Source organism: Nocardiopsis listeri, assembly GCF_020741345.1.
GTDB classification, from domain to species: Bacteria; Actinomycetota; Actinomycetes; order Streptosporangiales; family Streptosporangiaceae; genus Nocardiopsis; species Nocardiopsis listeri_A.
Genome location: NZ_DYZD01000347.1, coordinates 1 through 20,678, shown reverse-complemented (window position 1 = coordinate 20,678; position 20,678 = coordinate 1). Strand labels below are relative to the sequence as shown.

Here is a 20,678-nt window from a genome sequence, read left to right as displayed (position 1 = left end):
GGCTCGCGGCCCAGGTCCTGGAGCAGCTCGCGCTGGATCCGGCCCAGCTTGTTGATGACCTCCACCATGTGCACCGGGATACGGATGGTGCGCGCCTGGTCGGCCATCGCACGGGTGATGGCCTGGCGGATCCACCAGGTGGCGTAGGTGGAGAATTTGAAGCCCTTGCCGTAGTCGAACTTCTCCACGGCGCGGATGAGCCCCAGGTTGCCCTCCTGGATCAGGTCCAGGAACAACAGGCCGCGCCCCATGTAGCGCTTGGCGATCGACACCACCAGCCGCAGGTTCGATTCGATGAGGCGCCGTTTCGCCCGGCGGCCCTCCTCGACCAGCTCGGCGAGTTCCTCCGCGGTACAGAGTCCCTCCTCCGGTTCCCTGCGTTCGGCGTACAGCCCGGCCTCGATCGCCTTGGCCAGGTCGACCTCGTCCCGTGCGGTGAGCAGGGGCACCCGACCGATCTCCCGCAGGTACATCCGGACCAGGTCCGAGCCGGAGCGCCGCCCCTGGTCGAGGACGACGGGCGTCTCCTCCGGTTCGGCCACCTCCACCCCGGCCCGGGACAGGTCGGAGATCGTCCGGTCGAGGGAGTCGGGTGGCGCGTCCAGGCGTTCCAGCGCGGACGCGACCTCCCCACGACTGACCGTTCCCCGACCCGAGTCGGGGAGAAGTGGGACGACCTGACGAATGGGCGGTATTTCCTGGGACACAATCGCGGGAGCCACCCGTACATTGTGCCCACAAAGCTAGCGAAATGGGGAGAACCATTATTGTCACCCCCGTGCTACATACCCTCGATCCCCGACTCTCGCAGTGCGCGTTTTTGCTGGCCGAGCTGCATGAGTTCGGCGAAAACCCGGTTGAACTCCTCCGGCTGAGCGGCCTGATCGATCCGGTGCAACTCGGATTTGAGGTTTGCCTCGCGCCGATTGATGGAATGAGTCTTGATTGTGCTCAGCATTACTCGAGAGGAATGCTCGTCGAGTTCTCCATAGAACTTGATCTCCTCTACACCGAGGCGCGTGACGAAATCACGTTGGAGATCGTTGGGCGCCGCCTCGCGCAGAACGATCGGCCAGTGCTGGGGGTCGCCCGCGGCGGCCACCCCGCCCCGCTCCCGGATGATCCGTAGCACCGCCTGGTGTTGGGGGACGGTGAAGTCCTCCTCCCCCAGGGCGTCGAAACCCACCGCCAGGTGCGGTTGCTGGATCGCGAGTTTGAGCGCCTGGCGTTCGCGCTGCACCGACGGGTCGCCCAGGTCGTAGGGGGCCTCCCGGGCGTCCGGGGTGGGCGTCACGGGGGCCGGGGCGGCACCGCGTCCACGGCCGCGGCCCATGTGCTGGCGGACCCGGCGCAGAACGAAGGCCTCGTCCATCAGCCCGAGCCAGCGGTCGAGGTTCTTGCCGTAGGTGAGGCGCACGCCCTCGTCGCGGATGCTGGCGACCACGGGCGCGGCCGCGTCCAGGGCGGCGATGCGCCCCTCGGCGTTGGTCAGGTCGTAGCCCTCGACGATGGTGCGGATCATGAACTCGTACAGCGGACTGGCGCCGTCGACCAGGTCGGCCACCGCCTGGGGTCCTTGCTGCAGTCGCAGGTCGCAGGGGTCGAGACCGTCGGGCTGGACGGCCACGAAGGTCTCCGAGGTGAACCCGTGCTCCTCGGCGAACGCTCGCACGGCCGCCTTCTGCCCGGCCTTGTCCCCGTCGAAGGTGAACACGACCCGGCCGCCCTGGTTGGATCGGCCCAACAGCATGCGGCGCAGGATCTTGAGGTGGTCCTCGCCGAAGGAGGTGCCGCAGGTGGCGACCGCAGTGGTCACCCCGGCCTCGTGGCAGGCCATGACGTCGGTGTAGCCCTCGACGATGACCGCCTCGCCCTTGCGGGAGATCTCCCGTTTGGCCAGGTCCAACCCGTACAACAGGCGCCCCTTGTGGAAGATGGGGCTCTCCGGCGAGTTGAGGTACTTGGGGCCGTCCTCGCTCGGGTCCAGCTTGCGCGCGCCGAAGCCGACCACCTCTCCGGTGACCTCACGGACGGGCCACAGCAGCCGGTTGCGGAAACGGTCGTAGGCACCGCGTCGTCCCTGACTGGCCAGGCCGCCCTCGATGACCTCGGCGTCGGTGAAGCCCTTCCGACGCAGGTGGTCCACGAGGTTCTGCCAGCCCGCCGGGGCGAATCCCAACCCGAACTGTTCGGCGTGAACCCGGTTGAATCCGCGCTCGTCGAGGAACTGTCTCGCGGTCACCGCCGCCGGGGACAGGAGTTGCTCGGCGTAGAACTCCGCGGCGGCCTTGTGCGCGTCGAGCAGCCGTTGGCGTTTTCCCTCGTCCCGTCTGGGTGTGCTGCGCCCGCCCTCCTCGTAGCGCAGCGTGATGCCGGTCTGCCGAGCGAGCGTCTCGACCGCCTCAACGAAGCTGAGGCTGTCGATCTTCTGCACGAACGAGATGACGTCCCCACCCTCGTTACAGCCGAAGCAGTAGTAGAGGTTCTTCGACGGGGTGACGTTGAAGGAGGGCGACTTCTCGTCATGGAAGGGGCACAGCCCCTTGAGGGAACCGCCTCCTGCGTTGCGCAGCTGGAGGTACTCGCCGATGACGTCGGCGATGGGGGTGCGCTCGCGTACGAGTGCGATGTCTTCGTCTTTGATCCGTCCTGCCACGGTTTTCAGCCTAGTTCGCTCCCGGGGCGGTCCGGTCACGCCCTCCGGGTTCGCCCCGGCGCAACCGCGGTGTCACCGGGTATTCGGTCCCCCGCCGGTTCGGGCGGACATGTTGGGGGCGTTCCTTCTCTTCCCCCGGGAGGCCCCCTTGCCGGATCCGCAGTCCGGGCCCGACCGCGCCCGAAGGTGGATCGTCCTCGTGGGCGGGACCCTGGTCGTGATCCTGGTCGCCACGCTCGGATTCGTGGTGGCCGACCGCTTCGGAGGTTCCCCGGTGGTGGTCGAGGGGGTCGTGGGTTCGGAGAAGGTGGACCTGTTCGAGGACGATCGGGTCCGGGACCGGTTCGCCGAACTCGGGTACGACGTCCGGGTGCGCCCGCGGGGCTCGCGCTTGATGGCCGAGGAGGCCGACTTCGTCTCCCCCGGGTCCACGATCGCCTCCGAGCACGTGCGCGAGCTGCACGGGGCGACCACCGAGTACCGGCCCTTCAGCACCCCCATGGTGATGCTGACCTACGCACCCATGGCGGAGGCGTTGCGGGAGACCGGCGTGGCGCGTGAGGCGGAGGACGGCGCCTGGTCGTTCGACATGTCCGCCTATCTGGACCTGACCGAGGAGCGCACCCGCTGGCGGGACCTTCCGGGCGACTCGGTGAGCGCGGGCGACCGCAACGAGGTCCTGGCCCGCACCACCGACCCGCGCACCTCGAACTCGGCGGCGATGCACGTGGGGGTGCTGTCCTACCTGCTCAACGGCGAGGAGGTCGTCTCGCCCGGAGCGGAGGACGCAGAACTCGCCGAGACGCTGTCCCGGTTGTTCCCGGCCCAGGGGCGACCACCGGAGTCCTCCCAGCAGCCCTTCGAACAGTTCCGGGACCTCGGCCCGGGGCACACCCCGCTGCTGTGGGCCTACGAATCTCAGTACGTGCACGCGGCGGTGCGCGGCCCCGCGTTGCCGGAGGACGCGGTGCTGATGTACCCCGAGCCGACGGTGTTCTCCACCCACACGATCGTCCCGTTCGTCGAGAACGGCGACGAGGTCGGACGGTTGTTGACCGAGGACCCCGAGCTGCGGCAACTGGTCACCGAGCACGGCTACCGCACCGACGACACCCGGCACTTCGGCGACCTGGTGGACGAACACGGGCTGCCCGTGCGACCACGGGTCGGTGACGTGGTGCACTCTCCCGCACACGAGGCCCTGGAGGCCCCGCTGAGCAGCATCGAGAGGGACTACGAGGACACCGGGGCCGGCCCCGCCGTGGAGGAGGCGGCTTCGAGTCGTTCCGGGGGTGGCCGGTCGTGAGAGGGGCGTGGGGAGCGGCGGCCGTCGCGATCGCCCTGCCGGCCGCGGGCGCGTGTACGCCCGAGGTCGAGGGCGCGACACTGCGGGTGTTGGCCGGCAGCGAGTTGGCCGACATGGAGCCGCTGTTGGAGGCGTCGGCGGAGCGCACCGGGGTGCGCCTGGAGCTGGAGTACTCCGGGACCCTGGACGGTACCGAGCGGGTCGCTGCGGGGCGGGCCGACGGGTTCGACGCGGTGTGGTTCCCCTCCAACCGCTACCTGCACCTGGTCGACGAGGGTCGTTCCACCATCCACACCGAGACCTCGGTGATGCTCTCCCCCGTGGTGCTGGGGGTGCTGGAGTCGCGGGCCGAGGCGTTCGGTTGGACCGTGGCGGACGGGATCGTTCCCGACCTGACCTGGGAGGACATCACCGTCGCGGTCGAGCGTGAGGGGTTGACCTACGGGATGTCCAGCCCGGCCGCGTCCAACTCCGGGTTCTCCGCGCTGGTCGGGGCGGCCTCGGCGATGGCGGACACCGGCGCTGCCCTGGAGAGCGAGGACGTTGCCGGCGTCGAGGAGCGTCTGGAGACGTTCTTCTCCGGTCAGGGGCTCACCGCGGGTTCCTCCGGATGGTTGATGGACGAGTTCGTGCTGCGGCAGGCGGGCGACGCCGAGGCGCAGGGCTCCCCCCTGGACGGGGTGCTCAACTACGAGTCGGTGTTGCTCTCGCGCGGGCCCGATCTGGCCGGGGACGACCTGGCCCTGGTGTACCCGGAGGACGGGGTGGTCACCGCCGACCACCCGTTGACCCTGCGCTCCGGTGCCTCCGAGGAGTTGGTGGAGGCCTACGAGCGGGTCGTGGCCGACTTGACCTCGGAGGAGGTCCAGACCGAGATCGCCGAGACCACGTTCCGTCGTCCGGTCACCGCCGAGGCCGCAGGCCGGGATCTCCCACCGATGGTGGAGCTGCCGTTCCCCGCCCGGCGGGACGTGGTCGACGACCTGGTTGCCGCGTACTTCGCCGAGCTGCGCCGCCCGGCGCGCACCGTGTACGTGCTGGACGTGTCAGGGTCGATGGCCGCAGACCGGATCGACGACCTGCGCGCGTCGCTGACCGCGTTGACCGGCGCCGACGAGGGCCCGTTGTCCTCACGTGGTCAGACCTTCCAGGCACGGGAGGAGGTCACGCTGCTTCCGTTCTCCGACGTGCCGGAGGAGCCGCTCACCTTCGTCCTGGAGCCGGACGGTTCGGCGAAGGTGCGCGCGGAGTTGGCCGACGAGGTCGCCGCGCTGGAGGCCGGTGGTGAGACGGCCGCCTACGACGCGGTGGAGCGCGCCTACGAACTGTTGGAGGAGGCAGGTGAGGACTCCCACCTGCTGTCGGTGGTGCTGATGACCGACGGAGAGGTCAACCAGGGCATGGACTTGGACGAACTGCTGGGTTCGTTGGCGGAGGCGCCCTCGCGCGTGGAGGCGGCACCGGTGTTCACGGTGCTGTTCGGTGACGCCGACGCGGCGGAGATGGAGCGGTTGTCGTCATGGACCGGCGGTCGGGTCTTCGACGCGCGGGAGATGGAGCTGGAACAGGTGTTCCGGGAGATCCGCGGCTACCAGTGACCGGGTCCGGCGGCTCCGGGCTCAACCCAGGAGCCGCTTGTGCAGGGCCGAGGCCGAGGTGTCGGTGAGCGAGGCGACCTGGTCGATGATCACGCGCAGCGCGGCGGCGTCGTCGGGCGCGGTCTCGTACGGGGTCCGGAACAGGGGTTCGAGGGTTCCGGGGGCACCGTGCCAGAGGACGTCGACCAACTCGGTGAGGACGCGGCGTTCCTCGATCTGGTAGCGGCGCGCCTCTTCGCGGTCCATCACGAAGTGCACCGCCATGGCCTTGAGCAGGGCGCACTCCAGGAGGGTGCGGCGGGGCACGATGAGGTCGGCGCCGTAGCGGGTGAGCGCTCCGGGGCCGTAGGCCTCGCGGGTGGCCAGTTCGGCGGCGTGGCAGAACCGGCCGATGAGTTCGCTGGTGAGGTTCTTGAGCCCGGCCAGGGAGGCGAGGTCACCGGTGAACTCGCGGGGCCAGATCGGCTCGGCCAGCAGGGAGAGGTAGGCGTCCTCCAATTCGGCGGTGTCGGCCTCGCAGTAGTGGGCTTCGGCGATGCGCACGACCTCGGCACGCTCGGCCGGGTCGCGCAGGGCCGTCATGCGCACCATCCCGGCGTGCAGGGCGTCCTCCACGTCGTGCACCGAGTAGGCCACGTCGTCCGCCCAGTCCATGACCTGGGCCTCGAAACAGGTCCGACCGGTCGGCGCTCCCTTGCGCAACCAGGTGAACACCTCGACGTCGTCGGGGTAGCAGTTGAACTTGTGGGTGTCTCCGCCCTCCCCTCGCCGCCAGGGGTACTTGACGGTGGCGTCGAGGGTGGCGCGGGTGAGGTTGAGTCCGGCGCTGCGGCCGTCGGGGTCGACGACCTTGCCCTCCAGGCGAACGAGCAGGCGCAGGCTCTGGGCGTTGCCCTCGAACCCACCGCAGGCCGCGGCGGCCTCGTCGAGGGCGCGTTCGCCGTTGTGTCCGAAGGGCGGGTGGCCGAGGTCGTGGGACAGGCAGGCCGCCTCTACCAGGTCGGGGTCGCAGCCCAGCGCCTGTCCGAGTTCGCGACCGATCTGGGCGCACTCCAGGGAGTGGGTGAGCCGGGTGCGCGGAAAGTCGCTGACGCCGGGCTGTACCACCTGGGTCTTGGCCGAGAGCCGGCGCAGCGCGGAACTGTGCAGGACACGGGCGCGGTCGCGTTCGAACGGACCACGTCTTCGGCTCTTGCGGGATTCGAGGGCGAAGCGTTCGGTGTCGTCGGCGCTGTAGCCGCGATCGGTGGCCTCTCCCGGGGTGGTCGTCATGTTCGTGACCCTACTCGCCGAGGTCAGGCGGCGTTGACGCGGACTTCGCTGCTGTCATTGAAGATCCAGTAGTACCAAAGGGACGCGGTCTCCCTGGTGATGTACCAGAGCTGGGTGCGGCGTTCGATCACGGCGGGTCCAGAACGCGATGGCGAGGTGCCCGCGTCGATGCCGAAGTCGGCGGCCATCACCTTGGAGCGCAGGCTGTGCCAGGGATCGGAGACGAGGATGGCGGTCTCCCACTGGTTGGCCTCGTACACCTCCGCGACCGCCTGGAAACTCTGGAGCGTGTCCCTTCCCTCCTCGACCGCCACGACGTGGTCGGCCGGGATTCCGACGTCCACCAGCCAGTTCCGTCCCGCGGCGGCCTCCGTGAAGTTGTCGTCGGGCTGTTTGCCGCCGACGGTGATGATGACGGGGGCGACCTCGTCCAGGTAGAGGGCCTGGGCCTGGCGCAGCCTCGCCTCGAAGACGGGCGAGGGGACGCCGTTGTACTGGCTGGCGCCGAGCACGATGATCGCGTCGGAGGCCTCACGGTCGTCCTGGCGTGCGGTGTACCAGACCCAACCCCAGGTCGCGGGCGGGATCGCCAGGGCGACGAGCAGGAGCAGGGTGATGATCCGGCCCAGCCGAAAGCGGCGACGCTTGCGAGGCCGGGGGCGGGTGCGGGGCTCGGGGTCCTCGTCCAAGGGCCCGTCGTCGTAGGGTTCGTCGTCGTAGACCCGGGGTTCGAAGGGTTCGGGCTCGGAAGGCGGGTCCGGGTACCGCTCCTCTCGGGGGCCGGGGCGGGGCCGGGACCGGGGCCTTTCCCGCACGAACCTGCGGGTGAACGTGCCCTGTCCGTCCGCCGCGGCCCCGTCGGGCTGCGGCTCGGCCCGCCCGAACTCCCGGGTGTGCTCGGTGTCCGGGTCACGGGTGAAGGACCTGGTGCTCTCACCGGAGGAGGAGGCGAGGTCATCGCGAGAGAAGACCCGGGTGGCCTCGTCGTCGGTCGAGCCGGCCGTGGAACCGTCCCACGCCTCGTCACCGCGATCGTCGCCGACCATTCGCACCGGCCCACCTCCACACAATCGTCACCGGGATACCTGTCCCCGACTGGGACGTCCCCCGTCCTTCGCCGGTTCGCGAACCCCACGTGAACGTGGTGGGGAAGGTGTGGGGGTGCCGGAAGCGCCGGCGGGGAGACCGTCGCGGCCGCCAGAATATATCACGAAACGATCACGACCACCGGTTCGCGTGCGGCCTCCTCGCACGCCGAGTGTAGTCGCGAAACGGCCTGTGGGAACGCCCCTGAACAGGCGTCGCCACAGGCCGTGACCCGGAGCACGTCAGTGGGAACGCCCCGCGGCGCGACCGGCCTCCAGACGGGCCACGGGGACCCGGAACGGCGAGCAGGAGACGTAGTCGAGCCCGACGTTGTGGAAGAAGTGCACCGAGGCGGGGTCGCCGCCGTGCTCACCGCACACACCCAGCTTGATGCCCGGACGGGCGGCGCGCCCCTCCTCGACCGCGATGCGGATGAGCCGGCCCACCCCGTCCACGTCCAGGGACTCGAACGGCGAAACCCCGAACACGCCCTTCTCCAGGTAGGCGGAGAAGAACGACGCCTCGACGTCGTCGCGGGAGAACCCCCACACGGTCTGGGTGAGGTCGTTGGTGCCGAAGGAGAAGAACTCGGCGTTCTCCGCGATCTGGCCCGCGGTGAGCGCCGCCCGAGGCAGCTCGATCATGGTGCCGACGGGGAAGTCGAGCTCCAGGCCGTTCTCCTCGCCGACCTCGCGCAGCACCCGCAGGGCGTCGTCCCGGATGATCTCCAGTTCCTGGACGGTGCCCACCAACGGGATCATGATCTCCGGTCGGGGCCGGCCGCCCTCACGGATCCGGTCGACCGCGGCCTGGGCGATGGCGCGTACCTGCATGGTGAACAGGCCGGGCACGACCAGGCCCAGGCGCACACCGCGCAGGCCCAGCATCGGGTTCTGCTCGTGCAGCTTGTGCACGGCCTGCAGGACGCGAAGGTCGTTCTCGTGGCTTTCGCCGCGGGCCTCGGCCACGGCCACGCGCACCGAGAGCTCGGTGATGTCGGGCAGGAACTCGTGCAGCGGCGGGTCGAGCAGGCGCACGGTGACGGGCAGGCCGTCCATGGCGCCGAGGATGCCGTTGAAGTCCTGGCGCTGCAGGGGCAGCAGCGCGTCCAGGGACTCCTGCTGCTCCTGCGGGGTGTCGGCGAGGATGAGTCGCTCCACCGACTGGCGGCGGTCGCCGAGGAACATGTGCTCGGTGCGGCACAGGCCGATGCCCTGGGCCCCCATTCGGCGGGCGCGGGCGGCGTCGTCGGGGGTGTCGGCGTTGGCGCGCACGTACATGCGGCGGGCGGCGTCGACGTAGTGCATCATCCGGTCCACCGAACGCACGAGGTCGTCGGCCTGGTCGGAGGCGGGGTCGATCTCGCCCTCGAAGTAGCGGACCACCGGGGAGTCCACGACGGGCACCTCGCCGAGGTAGACCCGGCCGCTGGTGCCGTCGATGGAGATGACGTCGCCCTCCTCGATCACCTCTCCGCCGGGAGCGGTCATGCGTCGGTTCTTGGTGTCGACGTCGATCTCCTCGGCTCCGCAGACACAGGTCTTGCCCATGCCGCGGGCGACGACGGCGGCGTGCGAGGTCTTGCCCCCTCTGCTGGTGAGGATGCCCTCGGCGGCGATCATGCCTTCGAGGTCGTCGGGGTTGGTCTCACGGCGGCACAGGATGACCCTCTCGCCGCTGCGCGACCACTTGACCGCGGTGTAGGAGTCGAAGACGGCCTTGCCGACGGCGGCACCGGGAGAGGCGTTCATGCCCCGGCCCAGGAGGTGGACGTCGTCGCCCACGGCGACCTTCTCGTCGAAGCGGGGGAACATCAGCTGGGCGAGTTGGTCGCCGGTGACCCTCTGGACGGCCTCTTCGAGGGTGATCATGCCCTGGTCGACGAGCTGGTCGGCGATGCGGAAGGCCGCGGCGGCGGTGCGCTTGCCCACGCGTGTCTGGAGCATCCAGAGCTTGCCGCGCTCGATGGTGAACTCGATGTCGCACAGGTCGCGGTAGTGGTTCTCGAGCTTGTCCATGATGCCCATGAGCTCTTCGTAGCTACGGGCGTCGATGTTCTCCAGGTCGGTGAGGGGCACGGTGTTGCGCACGCCCGCCACCACGTCCTCGCCTTGGGCGTTGCGCAGGTAGTCGCCGTAGACGCCGGACCGCCCGGTGGCGGGGTCACGGGTGAAGGCCACGCCGGTGCCCGAGTCCATGCCGAGGTTGCCGAAGACCATGGAGCAGATGTTGACGGCGGTTCCGAGGTCGGCGGGGATGCGCTCCTGACGGCGGTAGAGGACGGCGCGGGGCGCGTTCCAGGAGTCGAAGACGGCCTTGACGGCCAGGGTCATCTGTTCGCGCGGGTCGGTGGGGAAGGGCTTCCCGGTCTGGTCGGCGACGATCTCCTTGAACCGTTCGACGAGCCGGCGGAAGTCGGCGGCGTCCAGGTCGAGGTCGTCGGTGATGCCCTTCTCGGCCTTGAGCTCGTCGATGGCGTCCTCGAAGAGCTCACCGTCGATGTCCTGGACGGTCTTGCCGAACATCTGGATCAGGCGACGGTAGGAGTCCCAGGCGAAGCGCTCGTCGCCGCCCTGGATGGCCAGGCCGACGACGGACTCGTCGTTGAGACCGATGTTGAGGACCGTCTCCATCATGCCGGGCATGGAGAAGCGCGCGCCCGAACGTACGCTCACCAGGAGCGGGTCGTCGGGTCGGCCGAGTTCACGGCCCATCGCCTTCTCCAGCTCGACGAGGTCGGCCTCGATCTGCGCGTCCAGTCCGTCGGGCATGGTGCCGCTGTCGAGGTAGTGGCGGCACGCCTCGGTGGTGATGGTGAAGCCGGGGGGAACGGGGAGACCGATGTTGGTCATCTCGGCGAGGTTGGCGCCCTTGCCACCGAGAAGATCCTTCAGGTCCTTGTTGCCCTCGGTGAACTTGTAGACGTACTTGGTCACGGGGGTGCTCCCTCGTTCTCTCGGCGACCCGGTGTTCCGGGCCGGCCCATGGATCTGCGCGCGACTCTATCCACATCCAACAAAAGCGACCCTCCAGATACCACCACTTCGTGGAATATTCGCAGGTCAAAGGCATCATAGAGGTCTATACCAATGGTCCAGCGATCGATCAACTCGCCCACCTCGACCTCCTCGAAATCGGCGTGCACCAGCGGAACGATTCCGCTGGTCAAGGCCGTTCGGCCAATGAAGGCCCGAACACGTCAGGCTCACCACCGGCCCCGGTGACCCCGAAACCACTCCCCCGCCCCCACCGGCACCCCAGGGCCGCACTGTGCGGCGCGACACAGCTCTACCTTCAAGTAACCTACGCTGCCGTAAGTTAGGCTTTATCCGGACCCGTCAAGGGGCGGGACCGGACCGGAGAAGGGTGCACGGCGTGACGAAGAGGCAAGGGCAGGTGGAGACCGAGGCGAACGCCTCCGTACCCGAACGGGCCGCGACGGCCGCCGGTGACCTGTTGGAGGCCGTCAAACCCAAACTGCGCGGCTGGCTGCACCTGGGCACCGCCCCGCTCGCGCTCGCCGCCGGCGTGGTCCTGGTGGCGCTCTCCCCCACTCTGCCCGCGATGCTCGCCGCCGCGATCTACGCGCTCAGCTCGGTCCTGCTCTTCAGCACCTCGGCCGTGTACCACGTGGGCCGCTGGTCACCACGCGCCCAGCGCATGCTGCGCCGGATGGACCACTCGAACATCTACCTGATCATCGCCGGCACCTACACGCCGTTCATCGTGCTGGTCCTGGACGGCACCCTGCGCGCGGCCATGCTCGCCCTGGTCTGGGGCGGGGCGATCGCCGGGGTGACGTTCAAGCTCCTGTGGCTCAACGCCCCGCGCCGGCTGTCCACCGCCCTGTACCTGGCCATCGGCTGGGTGGCGGTGCTGTTCATCCCCGACCTGGTCAACGGCACGCACCCGGCCACCTGGATCCTCATCCTGGTCGGCGGCGTGCTCTACAGCGTCGGCGCCGTGGTCTACGGGCTCAAGCGACCCGACCCCGCCCCCCGCTGGTTCGGCTTCCACGAGATCTTCCACTCGCTGACCATCGCGGCCTTCGTGTGCCACTACATCGCGGTGTCCTTCGTCGTGTACACCTCGGGCTGACCCCCTCCCGGCGGCCCACGATGACCGCTTCCGGCCGACTCGTCACGATTCGCTTACACAGAAGGACAACAGGGACCAAACAGCCCGGAATCCCCCGGGCCCTAGCGCTACGTTGTTACCGGTTCTCGCGGTCGTGTGCGGCCCCGGGTCCCAGGAGACGGCCGGAGACCAATCCCCCCGGGTCCGGTCGTCTCTGCTTTCTTCAGGGCCCTCAGCCCACGCGGGCGCCCGACTCGATCAGCACCCTCTCCCGGCCCGCGTAGACGTTCATCGACTCCCCGCGCAGGAACCCCACCAGCGTCATCCCGGCCTCGGCGGCCAGGTCGACCGCGAGCGAGGACGGCGCCGAGACCGCCGCCAGTGTCGGGATCCCCGCCATCCAGGCCTTCTGGACCAGTTCGAACGAGGCGCGTCCGGACACCATCAGCACGCTCCCGCGCAGCGGCAGACGCCCTTCCCGCAGGGCCCAACCCACCACCTTGTCGACGGCGTTGTGCCGGCCCACGTCCTCGCGGACCGCCAACAGCTCTCCCTCGGTGGTGAACAGCCCGGCCGCGTGCAGGCCGCCCGTACGGTCGAACACCCGTTGGGCCTCGCGCAGCCGATCGGGCAGTCGCGTCAGCGTCGACAGCCCGACCCCCGCCTCGTCCTCGGTCACCGACCACGTGGCCTGGGTGCGCACCGCGTCCAGGCTCGCCTTGCCGCACAGCCCGCAGGAGGAGGTGGTGTAGAAGTTGCGCTCCAGCGAGGTGTCCGGCGCCGGGACGTGCGGGGCCAATGACACGTCGAGCACGTTGAAGGTGTTGGAACCGTCCTCGGTGGCGCCGGCGCAGTAGCGGATCACCCGTACGTCGTCGGTGTGGTGGACCACGCCCTCCCCCACCAGGAACCCCGCGGCCAGGTCGAAGTCGTTGCCCGGGGTGCGCATGGTGACCGTGAGCGGGGAACCGTCGATCCGCACCTCCAGGGGCTCCTCGGCCACCAGTGTGTCCGCGCGTTCGCTCACCACGCCGTCCCTGATCCGCAGAATCCTCTGGCGTGTGGTGACCCGTCCCATGTGCCCCCCGTTCCGACACCGGCCTGCACCGGTCGTGTGTCCGCGTCACGTTACAACCGTCGGGCGGACAGGTACAGATCGCCTCCCATGGCACCAGGGCACTCCGGGTGGGACGGGTGAGGACCTACGTCCCGCCTCCTGGAACGAGAAGGGCCCCGTGCTCCGCGAAAGCGGTGCACGGGGCCCCGGACCCCGGTGTGTGGATCAGCAGCCGGGCAGGCGCTCCACCAGGTACATCTCGACGTTGTCGAGCGACACACGCTCCTGCGACATGGTGTCGCGGTCGCGCACGGTCACCGCGTTGTCCTCGAGGGTGTCGAAGTCCACCGTGACGCAGAACGGGGTACCGATCTCGTCCTGGCGACGGTAACGGCGACCGATCGCACCGGCGTCGTCGAACTCCACGTTCCAGCGCTTGCGCAGCGTGGCGGCGAGCTCACGGGCCTTGGGCGACAGGTCGGAGTTGCGCGACAGCGGCAGGACCGCGGCCTTGACCGGCGACAGGCGCGGGTCAAGGCGCATGACGGCGCGCTTTTCCAGCTTGCCCTTGGCGTTGGGGGCCTCGTCGATGTTGAAGGCCTCCAGCATGAACGTCAGCACCGCCCGGTCGACACCGGCCGCGGGCTCGATGACGTAGGGGAAGTAGCGCTCGTTGCTCTCCTGGTCGAAGTAGGACAGGTCCACGCCCGAGGCCTCGGAGTGCGTCTTGAGGTCGTAGTCGGTGCGGTTGGCCACGCCCTCCAGCTCACCCCACTCGCTTCCCTGGAAGTTGAAGCGGTACTCCAGGTCGACGGTGCGCTTGGAGTAGTGGGACAGCTTCTCCTGCGGGTGCTCGTACAGGCGCAGGTTCTCCTTGGCGATACCCAGGTCCAGGTACCACTGGTGGCGCTGTTCGATCCAGTACTCGTGCCACTCCTCGTCACTGCCGGGCTTGCAGAAGAACTCCATCTCCATCTGCTCGAACTCTCGGGTCCGGAAGATGAAGTTGCCCGGGGTGATCTCGTTGCGGAACGACTTGCCGATCTGGCCGATGCCGAAGGGGACCTTGCGGCGGGCGCTCTGCTCGACGTTCTTGTAGTTGATGAAAATGCCCTGCGCCGTCTCCGGGCGCAGGTAGGCGAGGCCCTTGTCGTCCTGGACCGGGCCCAGGAACGTGCGGAGCAGACCGTTGAACATGCGCGGTTCGGTGAAGGAGGCCTTGGCACCACAGTTGGGGCAGGCGATCTCGGCCAGGCCCTCGGCGGGCTCGTGGCCGTGCTTCTCCTCGTAGGCCTCGATCAGGTGATCCGCGCGGTGGCGCTTGTGGCAGGCCTGGCACTCGGTGAGCGGGTCGGCGAACTCACGGACGTGGCCGGAGGCCTCCCAGACCTCGCGGGCCAGGATCACACTGGAGTCCAGGCCGACGATGTCGTCGCGCTCCTGCACCATCGAACGCCACCACTGGCGCTTGACGTTGTTCTTCAGCTCCACGCCCAAGGGGCCGTAGTCCCAGGCTGCGCGCAGACCTCCGTAGATCTCACTGGAGGGGTAGACCAGACCTCGGCGCTTGGCGAGGTTGACCAGTGCGTCCATTGCCTCTGACTTGGCGGCCATGGGTGACTCTCCATCCGGCTGGCGGTCGGTGGATCGCTGTTCGCGATACATCGTCGTGTGTTGGGAACGCGGATCACGCGCGGAGCCACGGATGTGGCGCACCGGGCGACCGCGTCACCCCAGGCTAGAGCAATCAAAGGACTCTCGCGCACTCCTTCTGCAGGACCGGGACCGGCCGACCCGCCTCGTATCAGGTCAAGGGGTCTCCGCGGTGTCGAGGATCTCGAAGGCGCTGGGCTCGTCGATGGCTCGGGACAACAATGGCACGGCGGTGACCTTGACCTCGTAGGAGGACAGGGCGCGACGGTAGAAACCGGCGCCGTCCCACTCGGTCACGACGGTCCACAAGGTGGGGTCGTCGGCGGCACGGCCGATGCGGTGCCACCGGAATCCGGGTCTTTTGGAGAGGACTTCGACGGCGGCGTCGGCGTCGCTGCGGAAGGCCTCGGTGTCGGCCTCGGGCACGGAGTAACGGGTGATGACGATCACGACCCCATTGTGGCGCAGGAGGCGGGTCGGGCCGTCCCGGGAGTCCCGGAACGGCCCGTGGCCGACCCCCGAAGGGTCGTCCCGCCGCCTACTCGCCGAAGACCCGATCCACGACCCTGGCCGAGGCGTGGCCGTCGTCCAGCGGGCAGAACCGTTCGACGAACGACCGGTACTTGGCGCTGCTGCGCGCCGCGACCTCGTCGATGTCGAGCAAGGCCTCTATGACGTCGTCGGACTCGGTCAGCAGCGGGCCCGGCGCGGTCTCCTCGAAGTCGAAGTAGAAACCGCGCAGGTTGTCCCGGTAGCCCTCCAGGTCGTAGGTGAAGAAGAGCATGGGGCGCCCGGTGTTGGCGAAGTCGAACATCATCGACGAGTAGTCGGTGACGAGCACGTCGGTGATCAGGAACAGCTCCATGATCTCCGGGTACAGGGACACGTCGTAGACGAAGTCCTCGCCGACGATCGGCACGCTGTCGACCACGCGGGGGTGGCGGCGCACCAGCAGCACGTGGTCGTCTCCGAGCTTGTCGTACATCCGGCGCAGGTCCAGGTGCAGGTCGAGCTTGTGCTTGCCGCGCGTGTAGTACTTGTCGTCACGCCAGGTCGGCGCGTACAGCACGACCTTCTTGCCCTCGGGCAGGCCCAGGACGCGCCGGGTGCGTTCGGCGATGCGTTCCTTGTCCGCGGAGAAGAAGATGTCGTTGCGCGGGTAGCCGGTCTCCAGGATCTCGCCGTCGAAGCGGAAGGCGCTGCGCAGGATCGGTGTCGCCCAGGGGCTGGGCGAGACCAGGTAGTCCCACTGCTGCGTCTCCCAGGCCAGCTTGTCGAAGTAGTCGCGCGACTTGCCGCGGATGTTCTCCACGTCGAAGCCGATGCGCTTGAGCATCGACCCGTGCCAGGTCTGCACGACCACCTGGTCGGGGTGGCGGTGGAACCAGGCGGGCTGGCGTGAGTTGGTCACCAGGTAGCGGCTGCGGGCCAGCTCCCGGTAGAACTCCTCACCCTTGTGGCGGACCGGGGTGAGGTCGTCGGGCAGGCGTACCTGCCCGTCGGCGACCAGCCACGACATCGGGTAGTCGGCCCAGCCCTCGCGCTCGCGCAGCTCGGCGTAGATGCTCTGCGGGCTGTCGGAGTACTGACGACCGGTGTAGGTGTCGAACAGGACCCCGTCGGTCACCGACAGTTCGCGCTGGGCCGGGTAGAAGACCTCGCGCAGGCGACTCTGGGCGAAGGTGCCCCGCTCCACCGGACGCAGGTCGCTGCCGACCTGGATCACCGGGATGCCGAGGTTCTGGTAGGTGAGCGTGTAGGTGCGCTCGGGGCTCTCCGTCTGCGAAGGCAGCTCACCGATGATGGCGTCGGCGAACTCCACGCCCACGTCCACGGTGGCCTCCGTGCCCTCGTCGGCGCCCTCCTCCCCGATGCGCCCCCACAGCTGGTAGGAGCCGGCCGGCAGGGAGATCTCACCGGACAGGGTGTGGATGCGGGAGGGGTCGAAGCAGGTGGTGAAGCGGCCCCCGTCGCGTTCGAGTTCGAGCTCGTGCTCCTCGTCGCGGCCACGGGCCTTGGCGACGATGCGCAGGTCCACCCCGGCGGGGAAGTCCCCGCCCAGCACCAGGGTGCGTTCCCGCCACTCGGCGCTGTCCACCACGGGACGGGCTCGGCCGGCGCGCAGCTTCAGGTGACCGGTGGCCGTGCGCAGCACCACCAGTTCCTGCTCGGCCCCGTCGGAGTTGTAGGGGCGGCCCGGCACCTCGTCCGGCAGGATCAGGGGCACCCGGGCCCCTTCCTCCGTGACGAGTTCGGCGTCCCACTCCTCCTGGCGGATCACACCACCGCACTCGCTCAGGCTTCGGGCGAAGAGCTCGTCGGCGCGCACGCGGGCGCTGAAGCGGCCCCCCTCGATCCGAACCGGGTAGGTCAGGCGGGCGGTACCGGGGCGGCGGGTCAGGCGCAGCCCGGTGGCCTCTGCCGCGGGCGGGGCCAGCAGTTCGCCCTCGACGTGGAGTTCGGCGTCCCGCGTCTCGAAGTGGTGTTCGGTGATCCGGGCACGCGCGGGTTCGACGCTGATGAGCAGGTGGCGTTCCCTGCTCCAGTACGGGCGGATCCACATGTCGCCGCCGACGCTGCGGTAGCCGGGCCGCTCGGGCTGACCGGAGACGGGGTTGGAGATGAATTTGCGCCGGGTCAGGCCGCGGTTGAACACGACCAGTTCGATCTTCCACTCACCGGGCTCCCAGGTGCGTGATGAGCGCAGGCGACGCGGGTCCACGATCGCGGTGAAGCCCCCGTAGTCGTGACGGGCGGCGTCGGGCAGGTCGGGCAGCCGGTACTCGGCGGCCAGGCGGACCTGGACGGGAACGCGGATGCGTCGCTTGGTGGCGGTGTTGACCGCGAAGGCGACGATGTGCTGGTGCCAGCGCTTGTGGGCGCGCAGGTGGCGGATGCCGACACGGCCCTTGACGTGCAGGCACCCGTCCTCCCAATGGACGGCCTCGGTCTTTTGCCTGACCTTGATCTCGTCCTCGAGCCGGTAGATCTCCCGGGGCACGGACTTGGTCTGGTCGTCGGTCTCGAAGAAGGGGTAGCGGATGTAGTAGCCAAGCCCCTGTCGTACGGCGGGCGCCTTCTTGATCTCGACGCTCTTGGCGAAGGTGGCGACCTCCAGCACGTCGTTGGAACGGCGCTTGCGCACCAGGTGGTACAGGAGTCGGTTCAGGACCGGCAGACCGCGCAGCAGGGACGGGGACACATGGTCCAGGTAGGCGTTGACCAGGTCCATGGCGGTCTCGCGCACCTGTGTGTCCGCGTCGTCCAGGCGCAGGAGCAGGCCATGGATCTCACCCTGGAGGAGGGTGCGGTCCCACAGTTCGCGGTCGGCCGCGCCCAGGTCCTCGGCGATCCGGCGCATCGCGGTGAGCCGCCGGTTCAGGACGCTCTGTTCCAGCGGCAACCGGATATCGGTGCGTTCGCGCTTGAGCATGACCGGGGCGGGCAGGACGTCGACGGCGTCGGCGCTCAGTGAGAGTCTCCGGACGGCGAGGTCGTCGTCTTCCGGGTCGACCTCGGGTTCGGTGCGCGACAGCCAGAACTCCTTGCGCCAGAGCCGGTTGCCCAGGGTCGCGTCGGAGACGAGACCGCCGATGTTCCGGGGATCCTCGGCCAGACGGAGGCGACCGCAGAGTCTCTTGTGCGCTTTGGAGGGCGAGGCGCCCAACTCGTTGAACCGGTACACGTTGCCGATGACCAGGTCCGAGCGCGTGTCGGTGGCGCTGTGGAACAGGTGGGCGATCGCGTAGCTGGTCAGGGCGTCGGAACCGGTGAGGAAGAGCAGGTGGCTGCCGTCGGCCTCGGCCGCGCCGCGTGCGCGGGCCTCGGGGTGGTGCGGCGCCGGTTCCCCGTCCAGAAGTCGAACGCGCAAGCCGGTGGGCGGTGCCTGCGCGAAGGCGCGGGCCGTCGCCTGCCCGTCCTCTCGCACGGAGGCGACGGCCTCGTCACCCTGCTCGTTCTCCTCGGGAACGGGCCCCTCGGAGCCGACTTCGGGCTCCTCGTCAGCGCTGTCCCCGTTGTCTCCAACGTCTTCGTTGTCCCCGTTGGCGTCCGGTCCGGTGGTCCGCCCCTCGGGAACCTCCGGATCGGTGGACTCGTCGACGTCGTCGCCGCCGTTGCGGACCGGTACGAGGATGACCTCGGTGTCGGTCCTGGCGTCGCCGGACGACGCGGCCTCGGTCTGGACCTCGTCACGTTGACGGGCCAGTGAATCGAGGCAGTTCTGCAGATGAGGCTCGGTGACGTCGAACGTCACGATGACTGTGGGTTCGGGCACGGAAGTTGACACCCTCCGGAGGGTTCGTCGCGGTGCGACGTGCGGGCACCGTAGTGCGGACGGTCCGCGCTGATCAGACGGTCACTAACTGAATGTAGAAGGTACTTGACCCTTCGTGCACCGAGCCCCGGACAGTGGAAACCGGGGGGAGAGGGGCTGCGAGGAACGGGCGACGATGCCCGGTCCCACGCCGCGGTGCCCTGAAACAGGGTCTGACCCACGAGTTGGGCGGCCTCCCTGGGCGGGATCTCCACTCGACGGCCTTCGACCTTCGAGTGGTGCCGCACGCCTCGCGGCGGCGGCCGGTTCCTGCTTCACTGACATGGTGACCCAGAGGTCTCCGCAGACCGGCACGGATCGCCTACTCGCGCATGCCCGCCACCTGCGGCGGACATGCATGTGAATCTACCAGGCAAGCGGGACGGGACATCCCGATGGACACGGTTGTGGTGGAGACCTCGGGTGGAACCCGGACACGGACGAAGGGGAAACGGGCGACGATGGCCTCTCCCGAGCACGAAGACGAGCGCCCGCTCCCCGCGGGGGACTCCCTGTTCACTCCGGACGCGGGCCGCCTGCGCCGCGAGGTGGAGCGACGCAGCGCGGTTCCACTGGTGTGGTTGCACCAACGTCCTCGCTGGTCGGCACCGGTGGCCCTGGGGGCGCTGTTCATCGCGGGCCTGATGGCGCCGGGTGTGCCGGGAGCTCTCTGCCTGTCCCTGGTGGCGGTGTTCTTCGCGTGGTTGGCGTACCTGACCTGGCCGACCCTGGACCGGCGCCGACGGGCGCCCCGGGTACTGATGATCCTGGTGGTGTCGGTGTTGGCGGTGGCCCGCGTCCTGGGCTATTGACCTGCGGCGGGCCGAACATCGAGTTTTGACAACCATTTTCGTTTTCGCCATAATGTGTGGGTGTCTGACCAGTTCACCGGGGAGAGGGCGAACGCCCCCGAGACCCCGCCCGCCTTCCAGGCCATCGACGCGCGCGCCGCCTACGACGGCGCTCCCGTCCTCAACGGCGTCGACCTTCGGATCCCCTCGGGTCAGACCATGGCCGTCCTGGGACCCAACGGTTCGGGCAAGTCGACCCTGATGCGCGCGATGCTCGGCATCGTCCCCCTCACCTCAGGTGAGATACGGATCCACGGCACTCCCCTGCGTCGCTTCCGCGACTGGAAGCGCATCGGCTACGTGCCCCAGCGGCTCACCGCCGGGGGCGCCGTGCCCGCCACCGTCCGCGAGATCGTCGCCTCGGGCCAGGTCGCCCGACGTCGCAGGTTGTCGCTGTCCACCAAGGCCGACCGCGCCGCCGTCGACGACGCCCTGGCCGCGGTCGACCTGAGCGACCGGTCGGGCGACGCCGTGCGCGAGCTCTCCGGTGGCCAGCAGCAGCGGGTGCTCATCGCCCGCGCGCTGGCCGGGCGCCCCGACACCTTCGTCATGGACGAACCCATGGCCGGGGTGGACGCCGAGAACCAGCGGGCGCTGGCCCGCGCCATCGCACGCCTTCGCGAACAGGGCAGCACCGTGGTCCTGGTCCTGCACGAGTTGGGGCCGCTGGAGAACGTCATCGAACGCGCCGTGGTCCTGGAACACGGCCGACCGGTGCACGACGGCGCCCCGCCCGAGGCCACCGGTGAGTGCGCGCGTCCCGGTCACGAACACCAGCACCCCCACCCCGACCCCAACGACCCCGAC

General features: G+C 69.1%; 14 protein-coding genes. 5 read left to right on the top strand and 9 right to left on the bottom strand.

The window, feature by feature from the left end:
• A partial coding sequence (locus tag K8V84_RS18615) for a sigma-70 family RNA polymerase sigma factor (RefSeq protein ID WP_304076626.1) occupies positions 1-710 on the bottom strand: 710 nt, incomplete at its 3' end.
• A gap of 71 nt (positions 711-781) precedes the next feature.
• Complete coding sequence (gene dnaG / locus K8V84_RS18610; RefSeq protein ID WP_304076623.1) at positions 782-2,656, bottom strand: DNA primase; 1,875 nt, start codon at positions 2,654-2,656, stop codon at positions 782-784.
• Between the two features lie 148 nt (positions 2,657-2,804).
• Here dnaG and K8V84_RS18605 point away from each other — a divergent pair, with 148 nt between their 5' ends.
• Positions 2,805-3,962 carry a hypothetical protein gene (locus K8V84_RS18605; protein ID WP_304076620.1) on the top strand — a complete coding sequence of 386 codons (1,158 nt, stop codon included), beginning with the start codon at positions 2,805-2,807 and terminating at the stop codon, positions 3,960-3,962.
• Entirely contained in the window at positions 3,959-5,560 is a 1,602-nt protein-coding gene (locus tag K8V84_RS18600; protein ID WP_304076618.1) for a VWA domain-containing protein, read from the top strand. Before K8V84_RS18605 ends, K8V84_RS18600 begins: the two co-directional genes overlap by 4 nt.
• 21 nt (positions 5,561-5,581) lie before the next feature.
• Here K8V84_RS18600 and K8V84_RS18595 read toward each other — a convergent pair whose 3' ends face one another.
• The 3 genes from K8V84_RS18595 to ppdK all read right to left on the bottom strand — a co-directional run bounded on the left by K8V84_RS18595 (position 5,582) and on the right by ppdK (position 10,854).
• On the bottom strand, positions 5,582-6,832 hold the full coding sequence (locus tag K8V84_RS18595) for a deoxyguanosinetriphosphate triphosphohydrolase (RefSeq protein ID WP_304076617.1): 1,251 nt from the start codon (positions 6,830-6,832) through the stop codon (positions 5,582-5,584).
• A 23-nt stretch (positions 6,833-6,855) separates the two neighbouring features.
• Positions 6,856-7,884: a YdcF family protein gene (locus K8V84_RS18590; RefSeq protein ID WP_304076614.1), complete on the bottom strand. Its 1,029-nt coding sequence runs from the start codon at positions 7,882-7,884 to the stop codon at positions 6,856-6,858.
• Between the two features lie 276 nt (positions 7,885-8,160).
• Positions 8,161-10,854, bottom strand: coding sequence for a pyruvate, phosphate dikinase (gene ppdK / locus K8V84_RS18585; protein WP_304076611.1), 2,694 nt, complete (start codon positions 10,852-10,854; stop codon positions 8,161-8,163).
• Positions 10,855-11,293: 439 nt separating this feature from the next.
• Between ppdK and K8V84_RS18580 the strand changes: the two genes are divergently transcribed.
• Positions 11,294-12,016, top strand: coding sequence for a hemolysin III family protein (locus K8V84_RS18580; RefSeq protein WP_304076607.1), 723 nt, complete (start codon positions 11,294-11,296; stop codon positions 12,014-12,016).
• A 211-nt stretch (positions 12,017-12,227) separates the two neighbouring features.
• On the opposite strand, the gene fdhD is transcribed toward K8V84_RS18580, so the two are convergent.
• The 4 genes from fdhD to K8V84_RS18560 all read right to left on the bottom strand — a co-directional run bounded on the left by fdhD (position 12,228) and on the right by K8V84_RS18560 (position 18,981).
• Positions 12,228-13,073 carry a formate dehydrogenase accessory sulfurtransferase FdhD gene (fdhD, locus tag K8V84_RS18575; RefSeq protein WP_304076604.1) on the bottom strand — a complete coding sequence of 282 codons (846 nt, stop codon included), beginning with the start codon at positions 13,071-13,073 and terminating at the stop codon, positions 12,228-12,230.
• Positions 13,074-13,277: 204 nt separating this feature from the next.
• A complete protein-coding gene (locus K8V84_RS18570; RefSeq protein WP_304076602.1) occupies positions 13,278-14,666 on the bottom strand; it encodes a glycine--tRNA ligase in 1,389 nt (462 codons plus the stop codon).
• Between the two features lie 195 nt (positions 14,667-14,861).
• On the bottom strand, positions 14,862-15,155 hold the full coding sequence (locus K8V84_RS18565; RefSeq protein ID WP_304076599.1) for an antibiotic biosynthesis monooxygenase: 294 nt from the start codon (positions 15,153-15,155) through the stop codon (positions 14,862-14,864).
• An 88-nt stretch (positions 15,156-15,243) separates the two neighbouring features.
• Positions 15,244-18,981: a CDP-glycerol glycerophosphotransferase family protein gene (locus K8V84_RS18560; protein WP_304076596.1), complete on the bottom strand. Its 3,738-nt coding sequence runs from the start codon at positions 18,979-18,981 to the stop codon at positions 15,244-15,246.
• Between the two features lie 500 nt (positions 18,982-19,481).
• Here K8V84_RS18560 and K8V84_RS18555 point away from each other — a divergent pair, with 500 nt between their 5' ends.
• Both K8V84_RS18555 and K8V84_RS18550 read left to right on the top strand, forming a co-directional pair.
• Complete coding sequence (locus K8V84_RS18555; RefSeq protein WP_304076593.1) at positions 19,482-19,832, top strand: DUF6703 family protein; 351 nt, start codon at positions 19,482-19,484, stop codon at positions 19,830-19,832.
• A gap of 60 nt (positions 19,833-19,892) precedes the next feature.
• On the top strand, positions 19,893-20,678 hold a 786-nt coding region (locus tag K8V84_RS18550; protein WP_304076590.1), incomplete at its 3' end, for a metal ABC transporter ATP-binding protein.